This is a genomic window from Nocardia callitridis (assembly GCF_039543305.1).
GTDB classification, from domain to species: domain Bacteria; phylum Actinomycetota; class Actinomycetes; order Mycobacteriales; family Mycobacteriaceae; genus Nocardia; species Nocardia callitridis.
On the sequence record NZ_BAABJM010000002.1, the window covers coordinates 651,485 to 670,354 of the forward strand.

The following is an 18,870-nucleotide window of genomic DNA, read 5'->3' on the forward strand; positions in this document are numbered from 1 at the left end:
TTGACGAATGTGGTGCTCGCCGCGATACCGACGGCGGCGACCTAACCCAGTTCGCGTAGTTCCGCGGCGACGATCTCGGGCGTCGTGTCGCTGATGAACACCTGCATCCCGGATTCCGAACCCGCCAGGAACTTGAGCTTGTCGGCGGCGCGACGCATCGAGAACAATTGCAGATGCAGCCACCAATCATCGCGTGGCACACCAGATTTCGGCGTAGGCCCCTGATTCCACGCGGCGATATAGGACATCGGGGTATCGAAGCGGCGCGCGAAGCGGCGCAGTAGGTCCAGGTAGAGGCTGGCGAAGGCGTCGCGTTGGGCGTCATCGAGTTCGGGGATGTCGGCGACACGACGATGTGGGTACACCTGCACCTCGTAGGGCCAGCGGGCGAAGGGCGGCACGAACGCCGTCCACTCCTCGTTCGCGGCGACCACCCGAATTCCCGACTCTCGCTCGGCGGTGAGCACATCACCGAACAGGTTCTCGCCATGCGCTTTTCGGTAGTCGTCCACATTCGCCGAGATCTTCGCGACGCGCGGCGACACGAACGGGTAGGCGTAGATCTGGCCGTGCGGGTGCGTCAGCGTGACACCGATGTCCTTGCCGTGATTCTCGAAGCAGAACACCTGACCGACCCCATCCAGCTCGGACAATTCGGCGGTCCGCTGGGCCCACACGTCGACCACCAGTCGGGCGCGCCTGTCGTCCAGTCGCGCGAACGACGAGTTGTGATCACTGGTGAAGCACACCACCTCGCAGCGGCCGAAACCCTCGCGTTGCCTGGTGAGCGGCGAACCGTCGACCGTCGGCGGCAACTCGAAGTGCACCGGCGCCAGCGACGGGAAGCGATTCTCGAAAACCGCTACCTGGTAATCGGATTCGGGAATCTCGGTGGCTCGATCGGGCGTCGATGGGCACAGCGGGCAGAGGTCGGCGGGCGGCAGGAACGTGCGGGTCTGACGGTGCGAGGCCATGACCACCCACTCCCCCAGCAGCGGATCGAATCGGGTCTGCGAGTGCGTTGTCGTCCGCGGCAGATCGCGAGTGTCGACGGCGGTACGCGACACCGGGTCGGCGTCGAAGTAGATGATCTCGCGACCATCGGCCAGCTCGGATCGAGTCGTGATCATGCCGTCACCTCCGTGGCCTGGGAATCGGTCAACGCTCACGGTGCGACCGAGCGCGACGATCCGCGAGCTCTACCCAACCTATCCCGGCGGCACGGCCGATCTGCGCCAGGGGTGCTGCTGATTTGCCGGAAATCCGGACCGGTCGTCTCGAAGAAGCAGTGACGCCTGAACCACACACCTCCGCGTCGCAGCTGCGGACATCCACCGTGCGGTGGAACTCTCCCACGATGCCCGTCCCGCGGAATCGCACGGTGGCGTAGACGCGCCGTTTACGGTGGATCACGCTATCGCCCAGCGGTCCGAGTACCAGGCACGCGGTTCGGCCGTGGTGCGACGCGGACGTCTCACGGGAGGTGCGCGGTGCGGCATGCTTCGTCCGCGCCTGGAAGTCGCCACTGCTTCATTCGCGGCGCGCGGTGTCGGCGAGAACCTCCCAGTCCCACGCCATCTCACCCATCAGCGGATTGTCCGGGGTGACCACGCGCGGGGTGGTGTTCAGACCGTCGGGCGGCCCGGACTGTGGTTCCACACAGATCGCGTCGGCGGGCTGGTCGAAGACGACGGCCCAGTGCAGGGGACTCGTCACGGTCATGGCGAGTTCCTGTGGCCAGACGAGGCCGACGCGAACGCCGTCGGGCATGCCGAAGCAGTCGTCCCACGGTCCTTCGCTCGGTGTGATGCGGCGGCCGGTCGGCAGATAGTCCTCGCCGCGTTCGAGCTGCCACGCGGGGTCGAACCGAATCTCGGCGGCGACGTCGTTGATTCGCCGCGCGAACCACGGGTGCCACCCGACCTGTGCGGGAAAGGGCGCCGAACTTGCCGCCACCGTCATGGTGAACGCCACACTCGTCCCGAGGGTGATCGATTGCGTCACCCTGCCCTCGAACGGCCACGGATCCGAGAGTTCCTGCGCTAAAACGATATTCGTCGCGCTGTGCGCCAACACCTGCCACGGCCGGTTGCGCACCGTGCCGTGTATAGCGTGCGGCCCGGACGTGCGAGGAAACCGATACTCGCCGCCCTCCCACTCCAGCACCCCGTCGCGCATCCGACCACACCACGGCGCCATCGGGAACAGCTCGTGCTCGCCACTCAGCACCTGCCGGTCACCGAGGCGAAATCCGGTCACACTGCCACGATCCTGGCTCACCGTCAGATGTGCGTCGCCAGCTCTCAATTCCAGGTTTCCCATTGCTCACCTCTTCGTGTCCGCGCGAGACCGGTGACTCCACTCAAACAGATCACCGCTGGATCGCCCGCGTCGGTGTCGCGACACGCTCGGCGCCCTTGGTCGTGGCAGCGGACAGATGATCGCCGCCTCCTGATCCGCCAACCGGCCCGGGCGGCGGGCGACTCGTACCCAGCCTCGGGGACCCGGTGTTCGCGGCGATGCCGACGAGGCCCAGCGGGCTTGTGTCGAAGTCGCCTACCGCATAGCGATCGCCGGGGGTCGACCGGACCCCGGGACCGTTCGGCCAAGAACGTGTTTCGACGTGGACGACGCACCTGCGGCCGACCGCGCACGGTGCCCGCCCGGAGTTATCCGCTGACGGCCAGCACCGCCGCGAGACCTTCGCGCAGATCCCTGATGAAGAACTCGGGCACTTCCAGCGAGGGGAAATGTCCACCGGCTTCGGGCGAGCGCCAGTGGACGATCTGCCGGTACCGCTGCCGCGCCCACGGTCGCGGGCACTTCTCGACGTCGCGCGGATACATGGTGAGTGCCGACGGGACCTCGACCCGCAGTTGCGGGTCGAGTGCGTTGTGGCTCTCGTAATAGATGCGGGCCGCCGAGGCGCCGGTCCGCGTCAGCCAGTACAGGGTGACGTCATCGAGGATTCGGTCCATCGCGATTGTTTCGAACGGAGTGTCCTCGGTGTCCGTCCACTCGGCGAACTTGTCGAGGATCCAGGCCAGCAGCCCGACCGGTGAGTCGACGAGTGCGTAGCCGATGGTCTGCGGTCGGGTCGCCTGCTGCTTCGCGTATGCCGCGCGGTGGCGCCAGAAATACTGGGTTTCCTCGGCCCATTCGCGTTCGGTCGCGGTCAGCCCATCCATGGTCACACCCGGTGGCGCCTGCGCGAACGTGGTGTGAATACCGAGAACCTGCTCCGGGAACCGGCCGCCGAGAACCGTGGTGATGTTGCCGCCCCAGTCGCCGCCGTGTGCGACGAAGGTGTCGTAGCCGAGCCGCTTCATCAGTTCCACCCAAGTGGCGGCGATCTTTTCGGTCCCCCACCCGGTGGTGGCGGGCTTGTCGCTGTAACCGAAGCCCGGTAGCGAGGGAACGACGACGTGGAACGCCGGTGCGTTCGCGTCTGTCGGATTCGCCAGCTCGTCGACTATATCGATGAAGCGCACGACACTGTCCGGCCATCCGTGCGTCAAGATCAGCGCGGTGGCATCCGGGCGCGGGGATCGGCGGTGCAGAAAGTGGATTCCCACACCGTCGATGCTGGTGCGGAACTGGCCGATTCGGTGCAGCCGCGCTTCGAACGACCGCCAGTCGTACCCGGTGCGCCAGTAGTTCACGACCTCGATGAGGTCGGCACGGGGAACGCCCTGCTCCCATCGGCGCGGGTCGGGCGCGGGGCGATAGACCGTCTCGACCTCCGGTAACCGCGCGGCGGCCAACCGCGCCCGCAGGTCGGCGAGGTCGGCGTCGGTTGCGTGGGCTTCGAAGGCGTGCACGGCGTGGGGATCGGACATGTGGCCTCCTGGGCATCGTCGAACCGGTCACCACCTCTGATGAACCGTCTAAGACGGTTCTAGCAAGCGGGAGCCGTCTTGCGCAACCGGCTAAGGTGGTTCCATGCCCGCCGACTTCCCGGACTTTCGCCTCGGCACCGAATTGGCGACCAGCTTCACCGCGACGCTCACCGAACGCCAGGGCGAAGCGGTCGAGCGAATTCCGACCCCGCAGCGGCTCATCGACTGGCTCACGGTCAGCGGGCTCGCCGTGGACTCCTGCACCACCGCACAGCTCGAACTCGCACGACAACTGCGGGAATCAATTCACGCCGCCGCCACAGCCGCCGCGACCCACGACACTCCCCCCGCGGCTGCCGTCCGAATCATCAACGACCGCAGCATTCGGGGTCGCGCCGCAGCCGTCCTCACACCCGAAAGCACACGGCAATGGCGACTCAGCTCGCCCTCCTCCGTGGTAGACGCCCTCGGTGTCATCGCCGCCGACGCGATCAGCATCATCGCCGGTGAACGCGACGGAAAATTGGCCTTGTGCGCATCCCCGACCTGCCGAGCGGCATTCTTCGACACCAGCCAAAGCCGCACCCGCAAATGGTGCGACATGAACACGTGCGGAAATCGCCAGAAGAAGGCACGATTCACTGCCAACCAGCGCAAGAACCCCAGATCGGCGAAATAATCGCAGGCAAAGGCTCCCACCGACATCATCCGGGATCGCCACCGATGCTCCTCCCGCGTGATTTCCATTACCCGCGCTCAGGTCGGTGTGTTCGTCACCTCGGGCCGCCGTAACGTCACTGCCGTGCCGATCACCGAAATACTCGTCATCCTGATCGCCGGTTTCGGCGCGGGCGCCATCAATGCCGTCGTCGGGTCAGGGACGCTGATCACGTTCCCCACACTGGTGGCATTCGGGTACCCCCCGCAGATCGCCACGATGTCGAATGCGATCGGGCTCGTCGCGGGCAGCGTGTCCGGGACCTGGGGGTATCGGCGGGAGCTGCGCGGACAGTGGCCCATGCTGCGATGGCAGATTCCCGCATCGTTCTTCGGTGCCCTGCTCGGTTCGTGGTTGCTTCTGCACCTGCCGCCCTCGGTGTTCGCGGCGGTCGTGCCGGTACTGCTCATCGCCGCACTGGTACTCGTAGTGTTGCAGCCACGGATTCAGGCGTGGGCCAAGCGTCGCTCCGAAGCAGCGGGCCGCGCCGCCGAACACCTCACCCGAACCAAACTGGTGTTGCTGACCGTCGGCACCTTCGCGGTGGGTGTCTACGGCGGCTACTTCACCGCCGCGCAAGGCATTCTGTTGATCGGCGTGATGGGCGTGCTCGTTTCCGAACCCATCCAACGCATGAACGCCGCCAAGAACCTCCTGTCGCTGATCGTCAATGTCGTGGCGGCACTGACGTATTCGATCGTCGCGTTCGATCGGATCAGCTGGGCCGCCGCCGGGCTCATCGCCGTCGGCTCACTGGTCGGAGGCACCGTGGGCGCACGATACGGCCGAAGACTTTCCCCCGCGGCACTGCGCGGCGCCATCGTCGTACTCGGCCTGATCGGGTTGTGGCGGCTGCTGGCCTAGCTTTCGAACATCCACCGTCGGCATCAGCGCCCGCACGTTCGCCGCGAAGACCGTCGCGGCACGGTCGGTCATCTCGCGAACACGAAACCATCGATGAGCTCGGCCAATTCGCGCGGACGATCACCCTGGACGGAGTGCCCGGCGTTCTCGACGACGGTGACCTGAGCATCGGGTCGCCGCCGGAGCAGCTCCGCGATGTCGGCGTCGTCGACCACCGGTGACCGTGCGCCACGGACCAACAACAGTGGCGCTTCGACGGCGGAAACATCGTTCCACAGCGGCGCGAGATCGAACGGCCCCTCGGCGGTCGGACGTTGCCGGTCGTAGCGCCACACCCAACGACCGTCGGCCCGACCGTGCGCGTTGTGCAGGATTCCTCGGCGCAGCGACTGGACGGACCGACCTGGATTATGCGCGACCGTGCGCTCGAGAATCTCTGCGAACGACGCGAAATCAGCGGGTCCATTGACGAAGGTGGTGATCGCCTCGGTCTTTCGCGGGTCGTCGGTGCTACCGGGTGTCACGTCGACGATGACGAGTCGGCGAACGAGATCGGGTCGGATCGCGGCGAGATGCCAAGCGGTCAAACCACCCAATGACATCCCCACCACCGCCGCCGCACGCGGAGCGAGCGCTTCCACGGCGATCGCGACCGCTTCGGCCAGCCGTTGCGGCGTGTACCGGTGATCGGACCACCAATCGGAATGACCGTGCCCCGGCAGATCCACCGCGACCAGTGGTCGATTCAAGGCCAGCGCCATCGTGTCCCAGGTATGCGCGTTCTGCGCACCGCCATGCAGCAACACCAGTTCCGGTTCGCCCGACCCCCACCGCAATGCGCTGACCCCTCGCCCGTCACCGATCCGCACCGAGCACCGCCGCACCAGAGGCGCCTCGGTCAACGGCAACCCCACTTCCTGGGCGTTCTCGGCGAACATCGCGAATTCGTCATAGTCCACCATGCCATTGTGCGTGCTCGCACGCGTCCACGCCGCGGGCCGCACGCCGTCAACGACCGATCGGTGTTCCTCAACGGGGGTCATCGATCGGTCGTCGGTTCGTCGGCGGCTGTTCACCTTCGCTGCCCCCGGCATTGCGGTTTCGGTGCTTCCCGACTTGCACGATGTGCCGAACAGGCAAGCACCGAACGTCAGGAGAACCACCATGTCGATACCGACGGCACGATCAGGATCGGGACGACGGTCACGGTGGTACCGGCAGCTCTACGTGTGGGTGCTCGCCGCGATGGCCGCGGGTGCGGTCACGGGTTTGCTCGCACCCGACTTCGGCCGCGCGCTCGAACCGGTGAGCGAGGGATTCGTCAGCCTGCTGACGATGGTGTTGGGGCCGATCGTGTTCTGCATGGTCGTCACGGGGATCGCGGCGGTGGCGAATCTGCGGCAGGTCGGCAAGGTCGCGTTGCGGTCGATCCTGTACTTCGAAGCGGTCACCACCGTCGCGCTCGTCCTGGGCATGCTCGCGGTCAACCTCGTCCAACCGGGTGCGGGAATGAACGTCTCGGCCGACAGCATCGTCATCGACGACTCGCTGTCGGAAAAGGTCGAAGCCGGGCGAGCCATGCACTGGTCGGATTACCTCACCCAACTGGTGCCCGGCAATATCGTCGACAGCTTCGCCGAGGGCGCGATCCTGCAAATCCTCGTGTTCGCCATCCTTTTCGGCATCGCACTGTCGTTACTCGGTGAACGCGCAGCGCCACTCGCACGCGGGATCGAACGACTGTCGGAGGTCTTGTTCACCATCGTCGGCTTCGTCACCTACGCGGCACCGGTGGGCGTGTTCGCCGCGATGGCCTACACCACGGGTACTTTCGGCGCCGACACCATCGGCGCACTCCTGAAACTGATCGCGACGTTCTACGTGACCGCGCTGATCTTTCTTGTCGTCGTCCTCGGCGGCATCATCGCACTGACCAGAATCAACCCCCTGCGGACATTTCGGTACTTCCGCGAGGAGATCCTGATCGCGCTCGGCGCCTCGTCGTCGGAGGCAGCGCTGCCGGGCATCGTGCGCAAGTTGGAAAACCTGGGCGTATCGAAGGGCACGGCGGGAATCAGTGTCAGCGCGGGGTACTCGTTCAATCTCGACGGGACCTGCCTCTACCTCACCCTGTCGTCGTTGTTCATCGCGCAGGCGCTCGGCATCCACCTCGACCTCGGTCAACAGCTGCTCATGCTCGGGATCATGCTCATCTCGTCGAAGGGCACGGCCGGGGTCACCGGCGGCGGGTTCGTCATGCTCACGGCGACGGTGTCCTCGGTGTCCGCGATCCCCGTCGCGGGCGTGATGTTGGTATTCGGAATCGATCGAGTCATGTCGGAGTGCCGGGCCGTGGTCAATTCGTTCGGCAACGCGGTCGCGGGACTGGTCGTCGCGCGCTGGCAGGGCGAGATCAGCGCCAGCGCGGTGAACGCCGTCATGGCGGGCACCTCGCCCACACCTACCGCGAAAATGGTTTCCCCCGCTGCGGATTCCACACCCGAACTCGACACCGCCGGGGCACCACGATGAACCTACCCAACCTGCACCGCCTCGAAGTGTTCCTCGCGATCGTCGACTCCGGCAGCCTGTCCGGTGCCGCCAGAGCCCTCGGACTCACCCAATCAACGGTTTCCACCCATCTACGGCACCTGGAAACCGATGTCGAAGCGGTCCTGATCGACCGGACCGGCAGGAATGCGACGACCACCGAGGCGGGCGCGGTCCTGCTCGAATACGCCCGCACCATCCTCGACCTGTCCCATCGCGCACTCACCGATCTGGAACACCTCGGGAACCGTCCTGTCGCGGGAACACTCGCCATCGGCGCAACAACGACCACCGGTGAACACCTACTTCCGCGACTACTCACCGCATACACCCGTCGGTACCCGAACGTTCGCATCGACCTGACGGTCGCGAACACCGGGGAAATCATCCGCAAGATCGTCGAAGGCGACCTCGCGCTGGGGCTCATCGCGGGCACCGCCGAGCACACGGCACTGCACACCGAACGCATCGGCGACGAACCACAGGTCGTCATCGTCGCGGGAAACCACCTACTGGCCGGTGCGCGGGTCGATCCGCGCGAATTGCGCAGTACCACCGTGCTGATGCGCGAATCCGGTTCCAGCACAAGGTCCTACCAGGAGCAACTCCTCGCCGTATGGCGCATTCCGCACGCCAGGACGAGCAGCATCGCCGGGACCAGCGCCATCATCAGCGCCGTCGCACACGGATTGGGCATGTCCTGCGTGCCGCGCGCCTGCGCACAGGACGCACTCGACCTCGGCAGGGTCGCCGAGATCCGGCTACTTCCCGAACCGGAGGACCGCCCCGTCCACCTCATCCGACGACATGACAAACCACTCACCACCACCGAAGACCTGTTCCTACGCAACATGACCGAGAGGGCCGAGCAATGACGCAGACGATCACCGTGAACCACCGTGACTACCGGGTACCCGAAGGCCCCGTCGTCGTCATCACGGTCGACGGCGGTGATCCCGACTACTTCACCGATAGCCTCGCCCGCTCGCTGATGCCGCGCCTGGCGGGAATGCTGCGCGACGGCGGCGAGATGCGGGTAGGCGCCTCCGAGATGCCGAGCCTCACCAACCCGAACAACCTCTCGATCGTCACCGGCGTCTCCCCCGCCCTCCACGGACTGCCGGGCAACTACTGCCGACTCGAGAACGGCGACATCGAACTACTCAACGACCCACGGTTCCTACGAGCGCCCAGCATCCACGCCGCCTTCCAGGAAGCCGGCGTTCCGACGCTGACGGTGACCACGAAAGACAAGCTGCGCCGCCTCCTCGGCCACGGCGGCGTGCCGAGTATCAGCGTCGAGAAAGCCGCGGGCACCGGCCTCCCCGAGTACGACATCACCGATCTGGAGAAGCTCGTCGGGTTGCCCGCCCCCGGCATCTACGACCCACTCGCCAGCCATTACGCCATGCGATCAGCTCTGGCGATCCACCGAATCCGGCCGCAGATCCGACTGATGTACGTGTCGCTCACCGACCGGGTGCAACACGCGTCCGCACCGGGAGACGAACTGGCCGACCTGTTCTTTCGCGAGTTCGACGCGCTGCTCGGTGACTTCCTGGACGCGGGCTTCACGGTGGGAATCACCGCGGACCACGGCATGAACACCAAACACGACGCCGACGGCCGACCCCGCGTCCACTACCTCGGCGATGTACTCACCGACGCGGGCATCGAATACGACGACATCATCCTGCCCATCACCGACCCCTACACCCGCCACCACGGCGCACTCGGCTCATTCGCATGGATCTACCTCCCCGAAGACCAGCGAGCCGCCGCACGCGCGACGATCGCGACCCTGCCCGGCATCGAGGAAATCTGGAACAAGACCGAATCCGCGACGATCTACGAACACCCGACCGACCGCATCGGCGACCTCGCGATCACCTCCAGCGCCGACACCGCACTCGGCTCACGCGCCGCCGACCACGACCTCTCCGGCTTGCACGGCGCGCTGCGCTCACACGGCGGACGACACGAACAGCTCGTCCCGCTCATCAGCAGCATCCCGATCCGCGGCGAACTAGCCGACCGGTACCACGCGAACATTCTGCGTAGCAGGGATATTCACGATCTGATCCTCAACAACACCGCAGCCCGGTAACAGCGACAGGCACGCACAAGGACGCTCTCGGTCCGACCGGACCGAGAGCGTCGTTGTTCAGCAGTATCAGGTCAGGCGAACTGGAGGTTGGCGGTGGCGAGGCCGAAGATCTTGCGGCCGCCGGACTTCGCGACAAGCGCGACGACGGCGCTGCGGGTCTCCGGGTCCACCGACTTCACTCGCGCGGAGTATTCGACGTGCCCGCCCTCGGAGGCGCTCACCACGGTGTAGTTGGACAGCCGCACGCCGTACCGGGTGACCGCGCCGGGATCCCCCGACCACGACGACACGAATCCCGCACCGAGACCCATGGTCAGCATGCCCTGGGCAATCACATCCGGCAGGCCCGCCAACTTGGCGACATGCTCATCCCAGTGGATCGGGTTGCCGTCACCCGAGGTACCCGAATAGTTGACCAGATCACCACGGGTGATGCGGGCCTGGCGAATCGGCAGTTCGAGGCCGACGGTGAGCTCGTCGAACGACAGCGAGGTGCGGGAGGCGCGGGCAGCGCCTTCGATCGACACGGTCGGCTGCTCGGTGGGCTTCACCTGCGACTCCGGCACAGCGGCCTGCGCGGCGGGGTCGCCCTCACCTTCCTTGCGCCCGAACATCTTCACGCCGTGCACCATGACGTTGTCGACCGCGGTCGCGATCTCCGGGTCGACACCCTCACCCACGAGGCCGAGGACCGTGGTGTGCATGATGTGCACGATCTCGCCGGAGCGGTCGTACAGGGTATTGGTGACGGTGACCAGGTCGCGGCCCGCGACCTTGCGCACCGCCGTCAGCTCCACGTCGGTGACCAGTTCGTCGCCGGCCACGATCGGCTTGTACTGCTCGAACACCTGCTCGGTCTGCACAAAGGTGTCGTAGCCGACCACTACCTCCTCGAAAAGGTAGCGGTTGGCGGCCATGGCGGGAATCGACACGAAGGTCAGCGGCGCGACCAAGCCGGTGTAGCCGAGCGCGGCCGCCGCGTCCTCGTCCCAGTGCGCGGGGTGATAATCCTGCACGGCGCGGGCGTACTCACGCACCTTCTCGCGGCCGACCTCATAGGTACCGTTCGCCCGGTAGTAAAATCCCAAACGCGCGGCCGTATCAGGTGCATCGACTACAGAACCCACCGTGTACTTATCCTTTGTTCGAGGAACAGACTCACGGCAGGATAGCCGAAATTTCCGTGCGGCGAGGTCCGACACCATCCGATCCGGGGTGTCATGCCAAGTGACCGCGCACAGCGGCAAGGCTCTCGGCCGGTGACACGGGTAATTCACCAGTCCGACAAGCGGTTTCACCGACCCGCCACGACACCACGGCACGCGGCAAAATACTGATCACGTCGCATTCCACAATTCGCGGTAATACTTCATTCGCGCATGATCCGGCACCAATCCGTAAGCGCGCACCAATTCCTCGTCCCAGCCGGGTCCGTAATCCTGCGCCTTCCGCACCACGATGTCGGGAACCGGCATCGGCACCACCTCGAAAGTCACCATTCGACCGTAGCGAACCGACGCCGATGCCCCACACGTCGTCGGCCCGCACGGACACGCGACGAGAATCCTCGAGCAGGGTTGCGCCCGCATCGTTTACGCTCGGGTACGGGGCACGGGAACATATCGATCGGATGAGCCGGGCATGGACATGCGCTACACCGTCGCTGCGCCGGACCACGCGGTGGATCGCGCGCGAGCGGCCCAGACCGCGACACACAACGCGTTGACGCGGCTCGTCGCCGACTTCGACACCGCGTGGGCCAAGGGCGAACCACCCGACCTCGCCGCACATCTACCCGTCGACGCCCCGCTGCGGCGCTCAGCGCTCATCGAACTCATCAAGGTCGATCTGCATCATCGGTGGCGCGACAGCGACGACGGCAAGCGCCTGGCCGACTACCGCGCGCAGTTCCCCGAACTCGACCATGCCGACCTCCCACCGGATCTCATCTACGAGGAGATCACCGCGCGGGTGCGCGCCGGTGATCGGTCCGTCGATATCGCGGAATACGAACAGGAGTTCTCGCCGCAACTGGCACAGATCGCCGACCAAATCCACGCCGAGAACTACCGCACCACCCTGCTGTCGGACCCGACCGCGGTCGGCGCACTCGACACCTTCGCCTCCGGCGACACCGTCGACGATTTCGATCTGCTGATCCGCCTCGGACAGGGCGCGTTCGCCCGCGTCTTCCTCGCCAGGCAACGGTCGATGCAACGCCTGGTCGCGGTGAAGATCTCCCGCGACCGCGGCAGCGAACCACAAACGCTCGCTCAACTCGACCACGAGCACATCGTCCGCGTCTTCGACCAACGTCAAATCGAAGACCAGCACCTGAAACTCATGTACATGCAGTACGTACCGGGCGGGACGCTGCTCGGAGTGCTCCGATTGGTGCGCGCCACACCGGTCGCGCAACGCACCGGACAGCTCCTGCTGGACGCGGTCGACGCGTCGGTCACCTCCGGCGGCGTCCTCACACCGCAACCCTCGACCACGCGCGCCGAACTCGCCGCACTGTCCTGGCCCGAAGCCGTCGCCTGGCTGGGCAGCCGCCTGGCCACCGCCCTGGACTACGCCGACCGCGCGGGAGTACTGCACCGCGACATCAAACCCGCCAACATGCTGCTCACCGCCGATGGCCAACCTAAGCTCGCGGACTTCAACATCAGCTTCAGCAGCCACATTCCCGGCAACAGCCCGGTCGCCTACTTCGGTGGATCACTCGCCTACATGTCACCCGAGCAACTCGAGGCCTGCCACCCCGGTCGCTTCACCACCGCCGCCGACCTCGACACCCGCAGCGACCTCTACGCCCTCGCCGTGGTGCTGTGGGAACTACTCACCGGCCGCCTACCCTTCGCCGACGAACCCGCACTGGGCGACTCGGCCAGCTCGCTGTCGCGGATGATCGCGCTACGCCACCGACCGATGGCCGAACGCCTCGCCGCCACCGCACCACCGGACTGCCCCTCGGTGCTACGACGTGCACTACAGACATGTCTGTCGCCCGATCGCGACGACCGCTATTCCAGCGGAGCCGCATTCGCGCAACAACTCGAGCTCACCCTCGACCGCACCGCGCGCAACCTGGTCGCACCACCCGCGCACAGCATCCGCTCCCGGCTCAGGATGCGTCCGATGCCGGTGGTGTCGGTCTCCGCGATCACCGGCCAACTACTCGGCGGCCTCTACCTACTCACGCACAACCAGATGCTCTTGAGCACCGAACTCACCGAGGCGGCCTACAGCCGCCTGGTGCGCCTCATCGTGGCGAGTATCCTCATCGGCTACCCACTCGGCTTCACCCTCCTCATGTACTGGTGTCGACGAGTCTTCCTCGTACCCAATGGACTACGCCGCGGCAAACGCTACGACCAGGACACTCTCGCCAAGGCGAGAGCGGACACACTCGCGTGTGGTGACCGCATCGCACTCGGCTCCTTCGCGGGCTGGATGATCGCCCTCACCGCATTCCTCATCGAGCTCAACCGCGTCTCCGACCTGCCAGCGGGCCTCCTGCTCAACCTGGCCGCATCCCATGTCGTCGCGGCCGCGCTGGCGGTTGTGTACACCTACTTCCCGGTGACGTTCTTCGTACTGCGCTGGTACTACCCGGGATTGGTCGACGCGGGCCACGTCTCGCCCCACGACGCGGTCCTGCTGCGACGTCTGGCCAGGCGCAGCAGGATCTACCTCGCTGTCGCCGCCTCGGTGCCGCTGATCGGGGTGGCCGCGGGCCTGGCCTTCCTCACCCCCGACGAACAACAGTCGGTGATCGTCTCGATCGTCGTGCTGTGCGTCGGCGGTCTGCTCGCGTTCCTCGGCGCGCTCCGCGTCTTCTACACGCTCGAATCCGATCTGCACGCACTCAAGCGCATCATCGATCCGCACGCGCGCCGCTAGCCTTCCGTCCGTCCTTGCGTTTTTTGGGTGACTGGAAGATTCGCGGCGAATAGCGGTTGCAGACCAGATAGTTATATGCGCATGAATACGTATCTGAATGGAAGTTATTGCAGGACAGCTCGAGAGATCCGAACCGGGCGCCGATCCGATACAGCGGCTTGTCGTCGGCAATCGCGCCCTATCCCCAGTCGCAGCCCGTAGGCCGTACGACCAGCACCCTCCCCCACCCCCGAATCCGATTGCTCCCCATAGCGTTCGAAAGCACGCTGCGTACCTCGACCCCGGCTCCTCCCCTGACACAACAGCATTCAGCACAAGGTCGTTCGCTTGGCAAAGCTTCGGTGAACTAACCTTCAGCGGTGCTTGGACATTCACATGCGACCAGTGGCGCGTTGGCCTGGTCGGGGGCGGCAGTGGCGTTACCCGTTTCGATACTCACCTATCCGACAATCCAGGGCGAGTCAGGTCACCTCGGCGTCGTCGATCTCCTGCTCGGCACCTTTCTCACCGCGGGAGCGGCATTGCTCCCCGACGCCGACCACCCCAGCGGCACCATCTCCCATGTGCTCGGCCCGGTCTCGCACTACCTCTGCAAACTGATCTCCTGGATCTCCGGCGGCCACCGCCACGCCACCCACTCGTTCGCCTTCGTCGCCCTCGTCACCTACGGGACATGGGCGGGTGAGCACTGGATCGGCCGCTGGTTCACCCTCGGCCTCGTCTTCTTCCTGCTGGCCCTCGCGGTGCGCGCACTGCACCTGTGCCCACCCGGCGAAGGATTCAAGACCTGGGGTGTGGTCGTAGTGCTCGCGGTGACAGGCACCTTCGCGATGGACCACTGGATCACGAACAAACCCGTGTGGTTGCCCTTCGCCGTCGGCCTCGGCGCGCTGGTCCACCTCTTCGGTGACTGTCTCACCGACCATGGCTGTCGCCTGTTCTGGCCGTTCAAGTTTCGCGTTGCCGTACCGATCATCGAACGCACCGGCAACAAGGTGGAGACCTGGATCCTCTCGCCGCTGTTCACCGCGGGCACACTCGCGGTCCTCTGGTACGGGATCACCCACCAGCCCTGACCACCCCCTCGCCTGTCTTTGCGTCTTTTGGTCGTGAGGACAGGTGCAGGTGCCTGGTCTCGCCGATAGTGCATCACATGGCTAGATGCGCATATCTGCGTATCAGGATGTATTTAGGTGATTGACCGAAGCGACATGGTGCGGACAGCTTCCTACCCCGCCGATCTCGCTCGACTGCCCCTGCCGCCATCGAGAGGGACGAAACCCCGCTCTCTCGAACGATTTTTCCGCGCAGGATTCGTACCGCTCCCCCGCCACAGGCACCGAGCTGCGGATTACGACAGGTGCCGTCGAACGGGACGGTGCGTTACCTCCGGACAGCGGCACCGACGCCGTAATCACCGTCAGACCCGCGCCGGAACCGACCGCCACCCCCATTCAGTGCACGACTGTAAACTGAATGAATGACGGGACGGGCACGGCAACCACGCGGCGAGGCCACGGCGCTCGCCCGCCTCGCCGGTGACGAGATCAGCGGCGCGGTGGACGGCATCGCCGCCGTGCACCGCGCGATCTCGAGCCGGGTCTTCGGCGCGGTTCGACTCGGGGTCGGCCCTGCCGTCGCGCCGGTCGAGGTGTTGCACAATGCGATCACCGATGGCGTGTACGAGATCGTCGCCGGTAGCACCGTCGCGGTAGGTGCCATGACGGAGCGGATCGTCGATCGACCCGATGTCACGGCGCCGTCGCGCACGGTATTCGGCTCGGTCGCGCTCGGCGTGATCCAAGGACTGATCGGTGACAGTCTGGAGGACCGGCGGCCCACGCTCGCCGGACCGATGACGTTTCGGCACGACGGAGCACCTGTCCCGCCAGAACTACTCGGTGCCACTGTGCCGCAACCGAGTTCGCATCTCATTGTGTTCCTGCACGGCCTGGTGGAAACCGAACACGCCTGGCGGTTCGGCGGACAGCCGAGTTACGCCGAACGGCTCGGCGAGGATCTCGAATGCTGCACGCTCCAGGTTCGGTACAACAGCGGCCTGCACATCTCCGACAACGCGCACGAGTTGAGCGCGCTCATGGCGCGCCTGGTGGAGCACTGGCCGGTACCGGTGGAACAGGTGTCGCTGATCGGCCATTCGATGGGCGGGTTGGTCGCACGATCTGCTTGTTTCGCCGCGACACAGCAGCGGCTGCCCTGGGTGCGCAAGGTGCGCAAGATCGTGTGCCTCGGTTCACCGCATCTGGGCGCGCCGCTGGAACAGCTGGCGCATTACGCGTCCGCGGCGCTGGTGGCCGTGCCGGAGACGCGGCCGTTCGGTCGGCTGCTGCGTCGGCGCAGCGGCGGCATCCGGGATCTGCGGCATGGTTCGCTGGTGGACGAGGATTGGCAGGGAATGGACGCGGATGCCCTACGCCGCAGGGCGATTCGTGAGGTGGCGTTACTCGAGGGCGCTGAGCATTATTTCGTCACCGCGACCGTCACCCGTAGCCCGCGCCATCCGATCGGCCGCATCATCGGCGATGGTTTGGTGCTCACCCCGAGCGGTTCCGGTCGAAATAGCGCGCGCCGCATCGGTTTCGACGAGACGAACAGTCTCCATGTGCCCGGCGCGCATCACTTCGCCCTGCTCAACCACGACGCTGTTTACGCGGCGTTGCGTCGATGGCTGCTATGTGACTGACGAATCCCGATCAAGTCGGTATCCACCGCGGGCCGATTGATTGTCAGGCGGGTCCGTATTCGCCGCTGCCGAACTGGCCGACCGACGAGGAATCGGCGCGGCGCCTGATGGCCGCGCCGACCACCCCGACGTGGTGGCGCGGTTCGCCGAACCCACGGGAAGCTCAGAGCATGTCCTCGAGTTCCGTGGCGGCGACCCGAACTTCGGCGGCGAACTCCTTCTCGGCTTGGTCGGGGTCGTCGAGATCGGTGTGCGCCACGTAGAGCAACAGGCAGCCTCGGATGCCGTCGAGTAGGTCCTCGAGCAGGTCGAGTGCGGGACGGGATGGGTCGAGTCGGCTGATCCGGAAGCCCGCGATCAGGCTCTCGCGTGCTTCCGGGTCGACGTTGAATTTATATGCCTGTGCTTCGATTTCGGCCAGCCGGGCGACCAGCTCCCACGGTGAGGGGATGCGTCCGTCGTTGACGGCGGTGGCCTCGGCGATCAGGTCGACGACGACGTCGGTGGCGGACTCCCCCGCGCCGACGCGTTCGAGGATGTGGGTCGGGGTCTCCACCTGGAGCGCCTCGATCTCGTCGGCTTCCACCACCACGGCGGCGGTGGCCAGGTCGGCAACTCCCCCGGCCACCTCGGCGGCGGCGTGCAGCCAGTGCGCGGCGGCCACGGAGGCGGAGGCGGGGTCCAGTTCGGTGAACAGGGCGATGGGGCCGAGCGGGTCAGCTTTGAGCAGGTCGTAGGCGGCCTGCACCTGAGCGGGAGAGACATCGGGGCGCGAGAGTTCCACGGCTTGGCGGGCGCGACCGGACAGGTCGCCGCGCTCGGCGGATTCGATGGCGATCTGTTCGCAGGAGACCTCGGCGACGACGGTTTCCAGCAGGGCGGTGTCGTCGAGTTGGTAGAGGATGCGTCCCACACAGTGCGCGGATTCGACGACACCGCTGTAGGAGACGAGCAGCCCTTCGTCGGTGGGCAGATTGGGCTTGCGGATGCTCGCCTCGACGTCCTTGAAGTTCCTGCGTTCGTCGGCGCGGCGCCACGCTTCGCTGTGTGGCACATCGGAGTCGCCTGCGGCACTGGCGGGATGGGTGTAGGTGCGCCACTGGAAACGCGAGAGCATGGTCAGGTTCGACGCGAGATCGGTGGCCTGGTCTCGGTTTGCCTGCGCGGGCAGCACGGCGACTGTCTGCGCCAGGTCGCCGCGTCCGGTCGCCCAGGTGGCGACGAGCGCGTTGCGGTCGGCGTCGAATGCGTAACGGGTCACCAGGCAAGTCTGCTCTGTCCGGCGCGGGTTCGCCCGCGACGGGGTGGGAATTCGCGGGACTGACGCTTGTTTCGGGGCCGCGTACTGGGAAGATGGTCGTATGACACTCGATCACGGTGATCCCGGCGACGCGCCTTCGATTCCACAGCCGACCGCGCCGGTGCGCAATCCGGCCCGTCCGAGCGCGGCGGAGGAGGCGAGAACCGTTGCGGCGGCGTCGAATAGTGGGACCATGGCGAGCCTCACCGACGACGGTGACCCGTGGGCGTCGTTCGTGACCTATGGGTTGCTGGCCGGACAGCCGGTCCTGTGTGTGTCGCGGTTGGCAGAGCACGGTCGCAATCTGGCGGGTGACCCGAGGGCGAGTATCGCGGTGCTGGCGCCGGATATGCCTTCGGATCCGCTGGCGGGCACGAGGATCACGTTGTCGGGCGTGGTGGAGCGGCCCGCCGACGCGGAGGCCGAGGCGGCGCGCGAGGCGCATCTGCTTGCCGTGCCAGCGGCGAAGTACTACATCGATTACAGCGATTTCACGGTGTGGGTGTTGCGGGTGCACCGGGTGCGGTGGGTCGGCGGGTACGGCCGGATGGATTCGGCGACGGCCGAGCAGTACGCGTCGGCAGAGCCCGATCCGGTGGTGTCGGTGGCGGCGGGGGCGATCACGCATCTGAACAACGACCACGCGGAGTCGCTGGCGTCGATGGCGCGGGTGTTGGGTGGTTATCCCGATGCGACCGAGGCCAGCTGTGAGCGCGCGGACCGTTACGGGTTGGATTTGCGGGTGGTGACGCCGCGTGGGGTGGCGCGCACGCGGGTGGGTTACGCGGAGCCGATCGGCTCGGCGGGCGAATTGCGTGCGGTGACGGCGGAATTGGCGCGGTTGGCGCGCGAGGGCTGAGTTCGTGTGGCGCCACCTACCGC

At 66.1% G+C, this 18,870-nt stretch carries 16 protein-coding genes; 9 read left to right on the plus strand and 7 right to left on the minus strand.

From position 1 onward, the window contains the following. Positions 1-41: 41 nt before the first annotated feature. From galT to ABEA50_RS11775, 3 genes are all read right to left on the minus strand, one after another. Positions 42-1,109, minus strand: coding sequence for a galactose-1-phosphate uridylyltransferase (gene galT / locus ABEA50_RS11765; protein WP_345496528.1), 1,068 nt, complete (start codon positions 1,107-1,109; stop codon positions 42-44). A gap of 421 nt (positions 1,110-1,530) precedes the next feature. Beyond that, a complete protein-coding gene (locus ABEA50_RS11770) occupies positions 1,531-2,322 on the minus strand; it encodes an aldose epimerase family protein (protein ID WP_345495321.1) in 792 nt (263 codons plus the stop codon). 347 nt (positions 2,323-2,669) lie between these two features. Next, positions 2,670-3,839 (minus strand): epoxide hydrolase family protein, encoded by a 1,170-nt coding sequence (locus ABEA50_RS11775; RefSeq protein WP_345495323.1) that lies wholly within the window; start codon positions 3,837-3,839, stop codon positions 2,670-2,672. 103 nt (positions 3,840-3,942) lie between these two features. Between ABEA50_RS11775 and ABEA50_RS11780 the strand changes: the two genes are divergently transcribed. Beyond that, positions 3,943-4,518: a CGNR zinc finger domain-containing protein gene (locus ABEA50_RS11780; protein WP_345495324.1), complete on the plus strand. Its 576-nt coding sequence runs from the start codon at positions 3,943-3,945 to the stop codon at positions 4,516-4,518. 123 nt (positions 4,519-4,641) lie between these two features. Beyond that, positions 4,642-5,421: a sulfite exporter TauE/SafE family protein gene (locus ABEA50_RS11785; RefSeq protein WP_345496529.1), complete on the plus strand. Its 780-nt coding sequence runs from the start codon at positions 4,642-4,644 to the stop codon at positions 5,419-5,421. A 68-nt stretch (positions 5,422-5,489) separates the two neighbouring features. On the opposite strand, the gene ABEA50_RS11790 is transcribed toward ABEA50_RS11785, so the two are convergent. Beyond that, a complete protein-coding gene (locus tag ABEA50_RS11790) occupies positions 5,490-6,383 on the minus strand; it encodes an alpha/beta fold hydrolase (RefSeq protein WP_345496530.1) in 894 nt (297 codons plus the stop codon). Positions 6,384-6,585: 202 nt separating this feature from the next. Between ABEA50_RS11790 and ABEA50_RS11795 the strand changes: the two genes are divergently transcribed. From ABEA50_RS11795 to ABEA50_RS11805, 3 genes are read left to right on the plus strand one after another with little or no spacing between them, the layout of a single operon-like run. Next, positions 6,586-7,953, plus strand: a complete 1,368-nt coding sequence (locus tag ABEA50_RS11795) for a cation:dicarboxylate symporter family transporter (protein WP_345495325.1) — start codon at positions 6,586-6,588, stop codon at positions 7,951-7,953. After that, a complete protein-coding gene (locus tag ABEA50_RS11800; protein ID WP_345495326.1) occupies positions 7,950-8,846 on the plus strand; it encodes a LysR family transcriptional regulator in 897 nt (298 codons plus the stop codon). The genes ABEA50_RS11795 and ABEA50_RS11800 overlap by 4 nt, the downstream gene beginning before the upstream one ends. Beyond that, the gene (locus tag ABEA50_RS11805) at positions 8,843-10,078 is read left to right on the plus strand and encodes an alkaline phosphatase family protein (protein ID WP_345495327.1); all 1,236 of its coding nucleotides are present in this window, start codon (positions 8,843-8,845) and stop codon (positions 10,076-10,078) included. The genes ABEA50_RS11800 and ABEA50_RS11805 overlap by 4 nt, the downstream gene beginning before the upstream one ends. Positions 10,079-10,149: 71 nt before the next feature. Here ABEA50_RS11805 and ABEA50_RS11810 read toward each other — a convergent pair whose 3' ends face one another. Together ABEA50_RS11810 and ABEA50_RS11815 are read right to left on the minus strand one after the other, a co-directional pair. Continuing rightward, a complete protein-coding gene (locus ABEA50_RS11810; RefSeq protein WP_345495328.1) occupies positions 10,150-11,205 on the minus strand; it encodes a fused (3R)-hydroxyacyl-ACP dehydratase subunits HadA/HadB in 1,056 nt (351 codons plus the stop codon). Positions 11,206-11,415: 210 nt separating this feature from the next. Continuing rightward, positions 11,416-11,574, minus strand: a complete 159-nt coding sequence (locus ABEA50_RS11815) for a hypothetical protein (RefSeq protein ID WP_345495329.1) — start codon at positions 11,572-11,574, stop codon at positions 11,416-11,418. Positions 11,575-11,719: 145 nt separating this feature from the next. On the opposite strand from ABEA50_RS11815, the gene ABEA50_RS11820 reads away from it, so the two are divergent. From ABEA50_RS11820 to ABEA50_RS11830, 3 genes are all read left to right on the plus strand, one after another. Further along, on the plus strand, positions 11,720-13,984 hold the full coding sequence (locus ABEA50_RS11820; protein WP_345495330.1) for a serine/threonine-protein kinase: 2,265 nt from the start codon (positions 11,720-11,722) through the stop codon (positions 13,982-13,984). Between the two features lie 359 nt (positions 13,985-14,343). Continuing rightward, on the plus strand, positions 14,344-15,060 hold the full coding sequence (locus ABEA50_RS11825) for a metal-dependent hydrolase (protein WP_345495331.1): 717 nt from the start codon (positions 14,344-14,346) through the stop codon (positions 15,058-15,060). 404 nt (positions 15,061-15,464) lie between these two features. After that, the gene (locus tag ABEA50_RS11830; protein WP_345495332.1) at positions 15,465-16,688 is read left to right on the plus strand and encodes a lipase family alpha/beta hydrolase; all 1,224 of its coding nucleotides are present in this window, start codon (positions 15,465-15,467) and stop codon (positions 16,686-16,688) included. Positions 16,689-16,851: 163 nt separating this feature from the next. On the opposite strand, the gene ABEA50_RS11835 is transcribed toward ABEA50_RS11830, so the two are convergent. Next, entirely contained in the window at positions 16,852-17,949 is a 1,098-nt protein-coding gene (locus tag ABEA50_RS11835; RefSeq protein WP_345495333.1) for a hypothetical protein, read from the minus strand. Positions 17,950-18,049: 100 nt separating this feature from the next. Between ABEA50_RS11835 and ABEA50_RS11840 the strand changes: the two genes are divergently transcribed. Next, positions 18,050-18,847 (plus strand): HugZ family pyridoxamine 5'-phosphate oxidase, encoded by a 798-nt coding sequence (locus ABEA50_RS11840; protein WP_345495335.1) that lies wholly within the window; start codon positions 18,050-18,052, stop codon positions 18,845-18,847. The last annotated feature ends 23 nt before the right edge of the window (positions 18,848-18,870 follow it).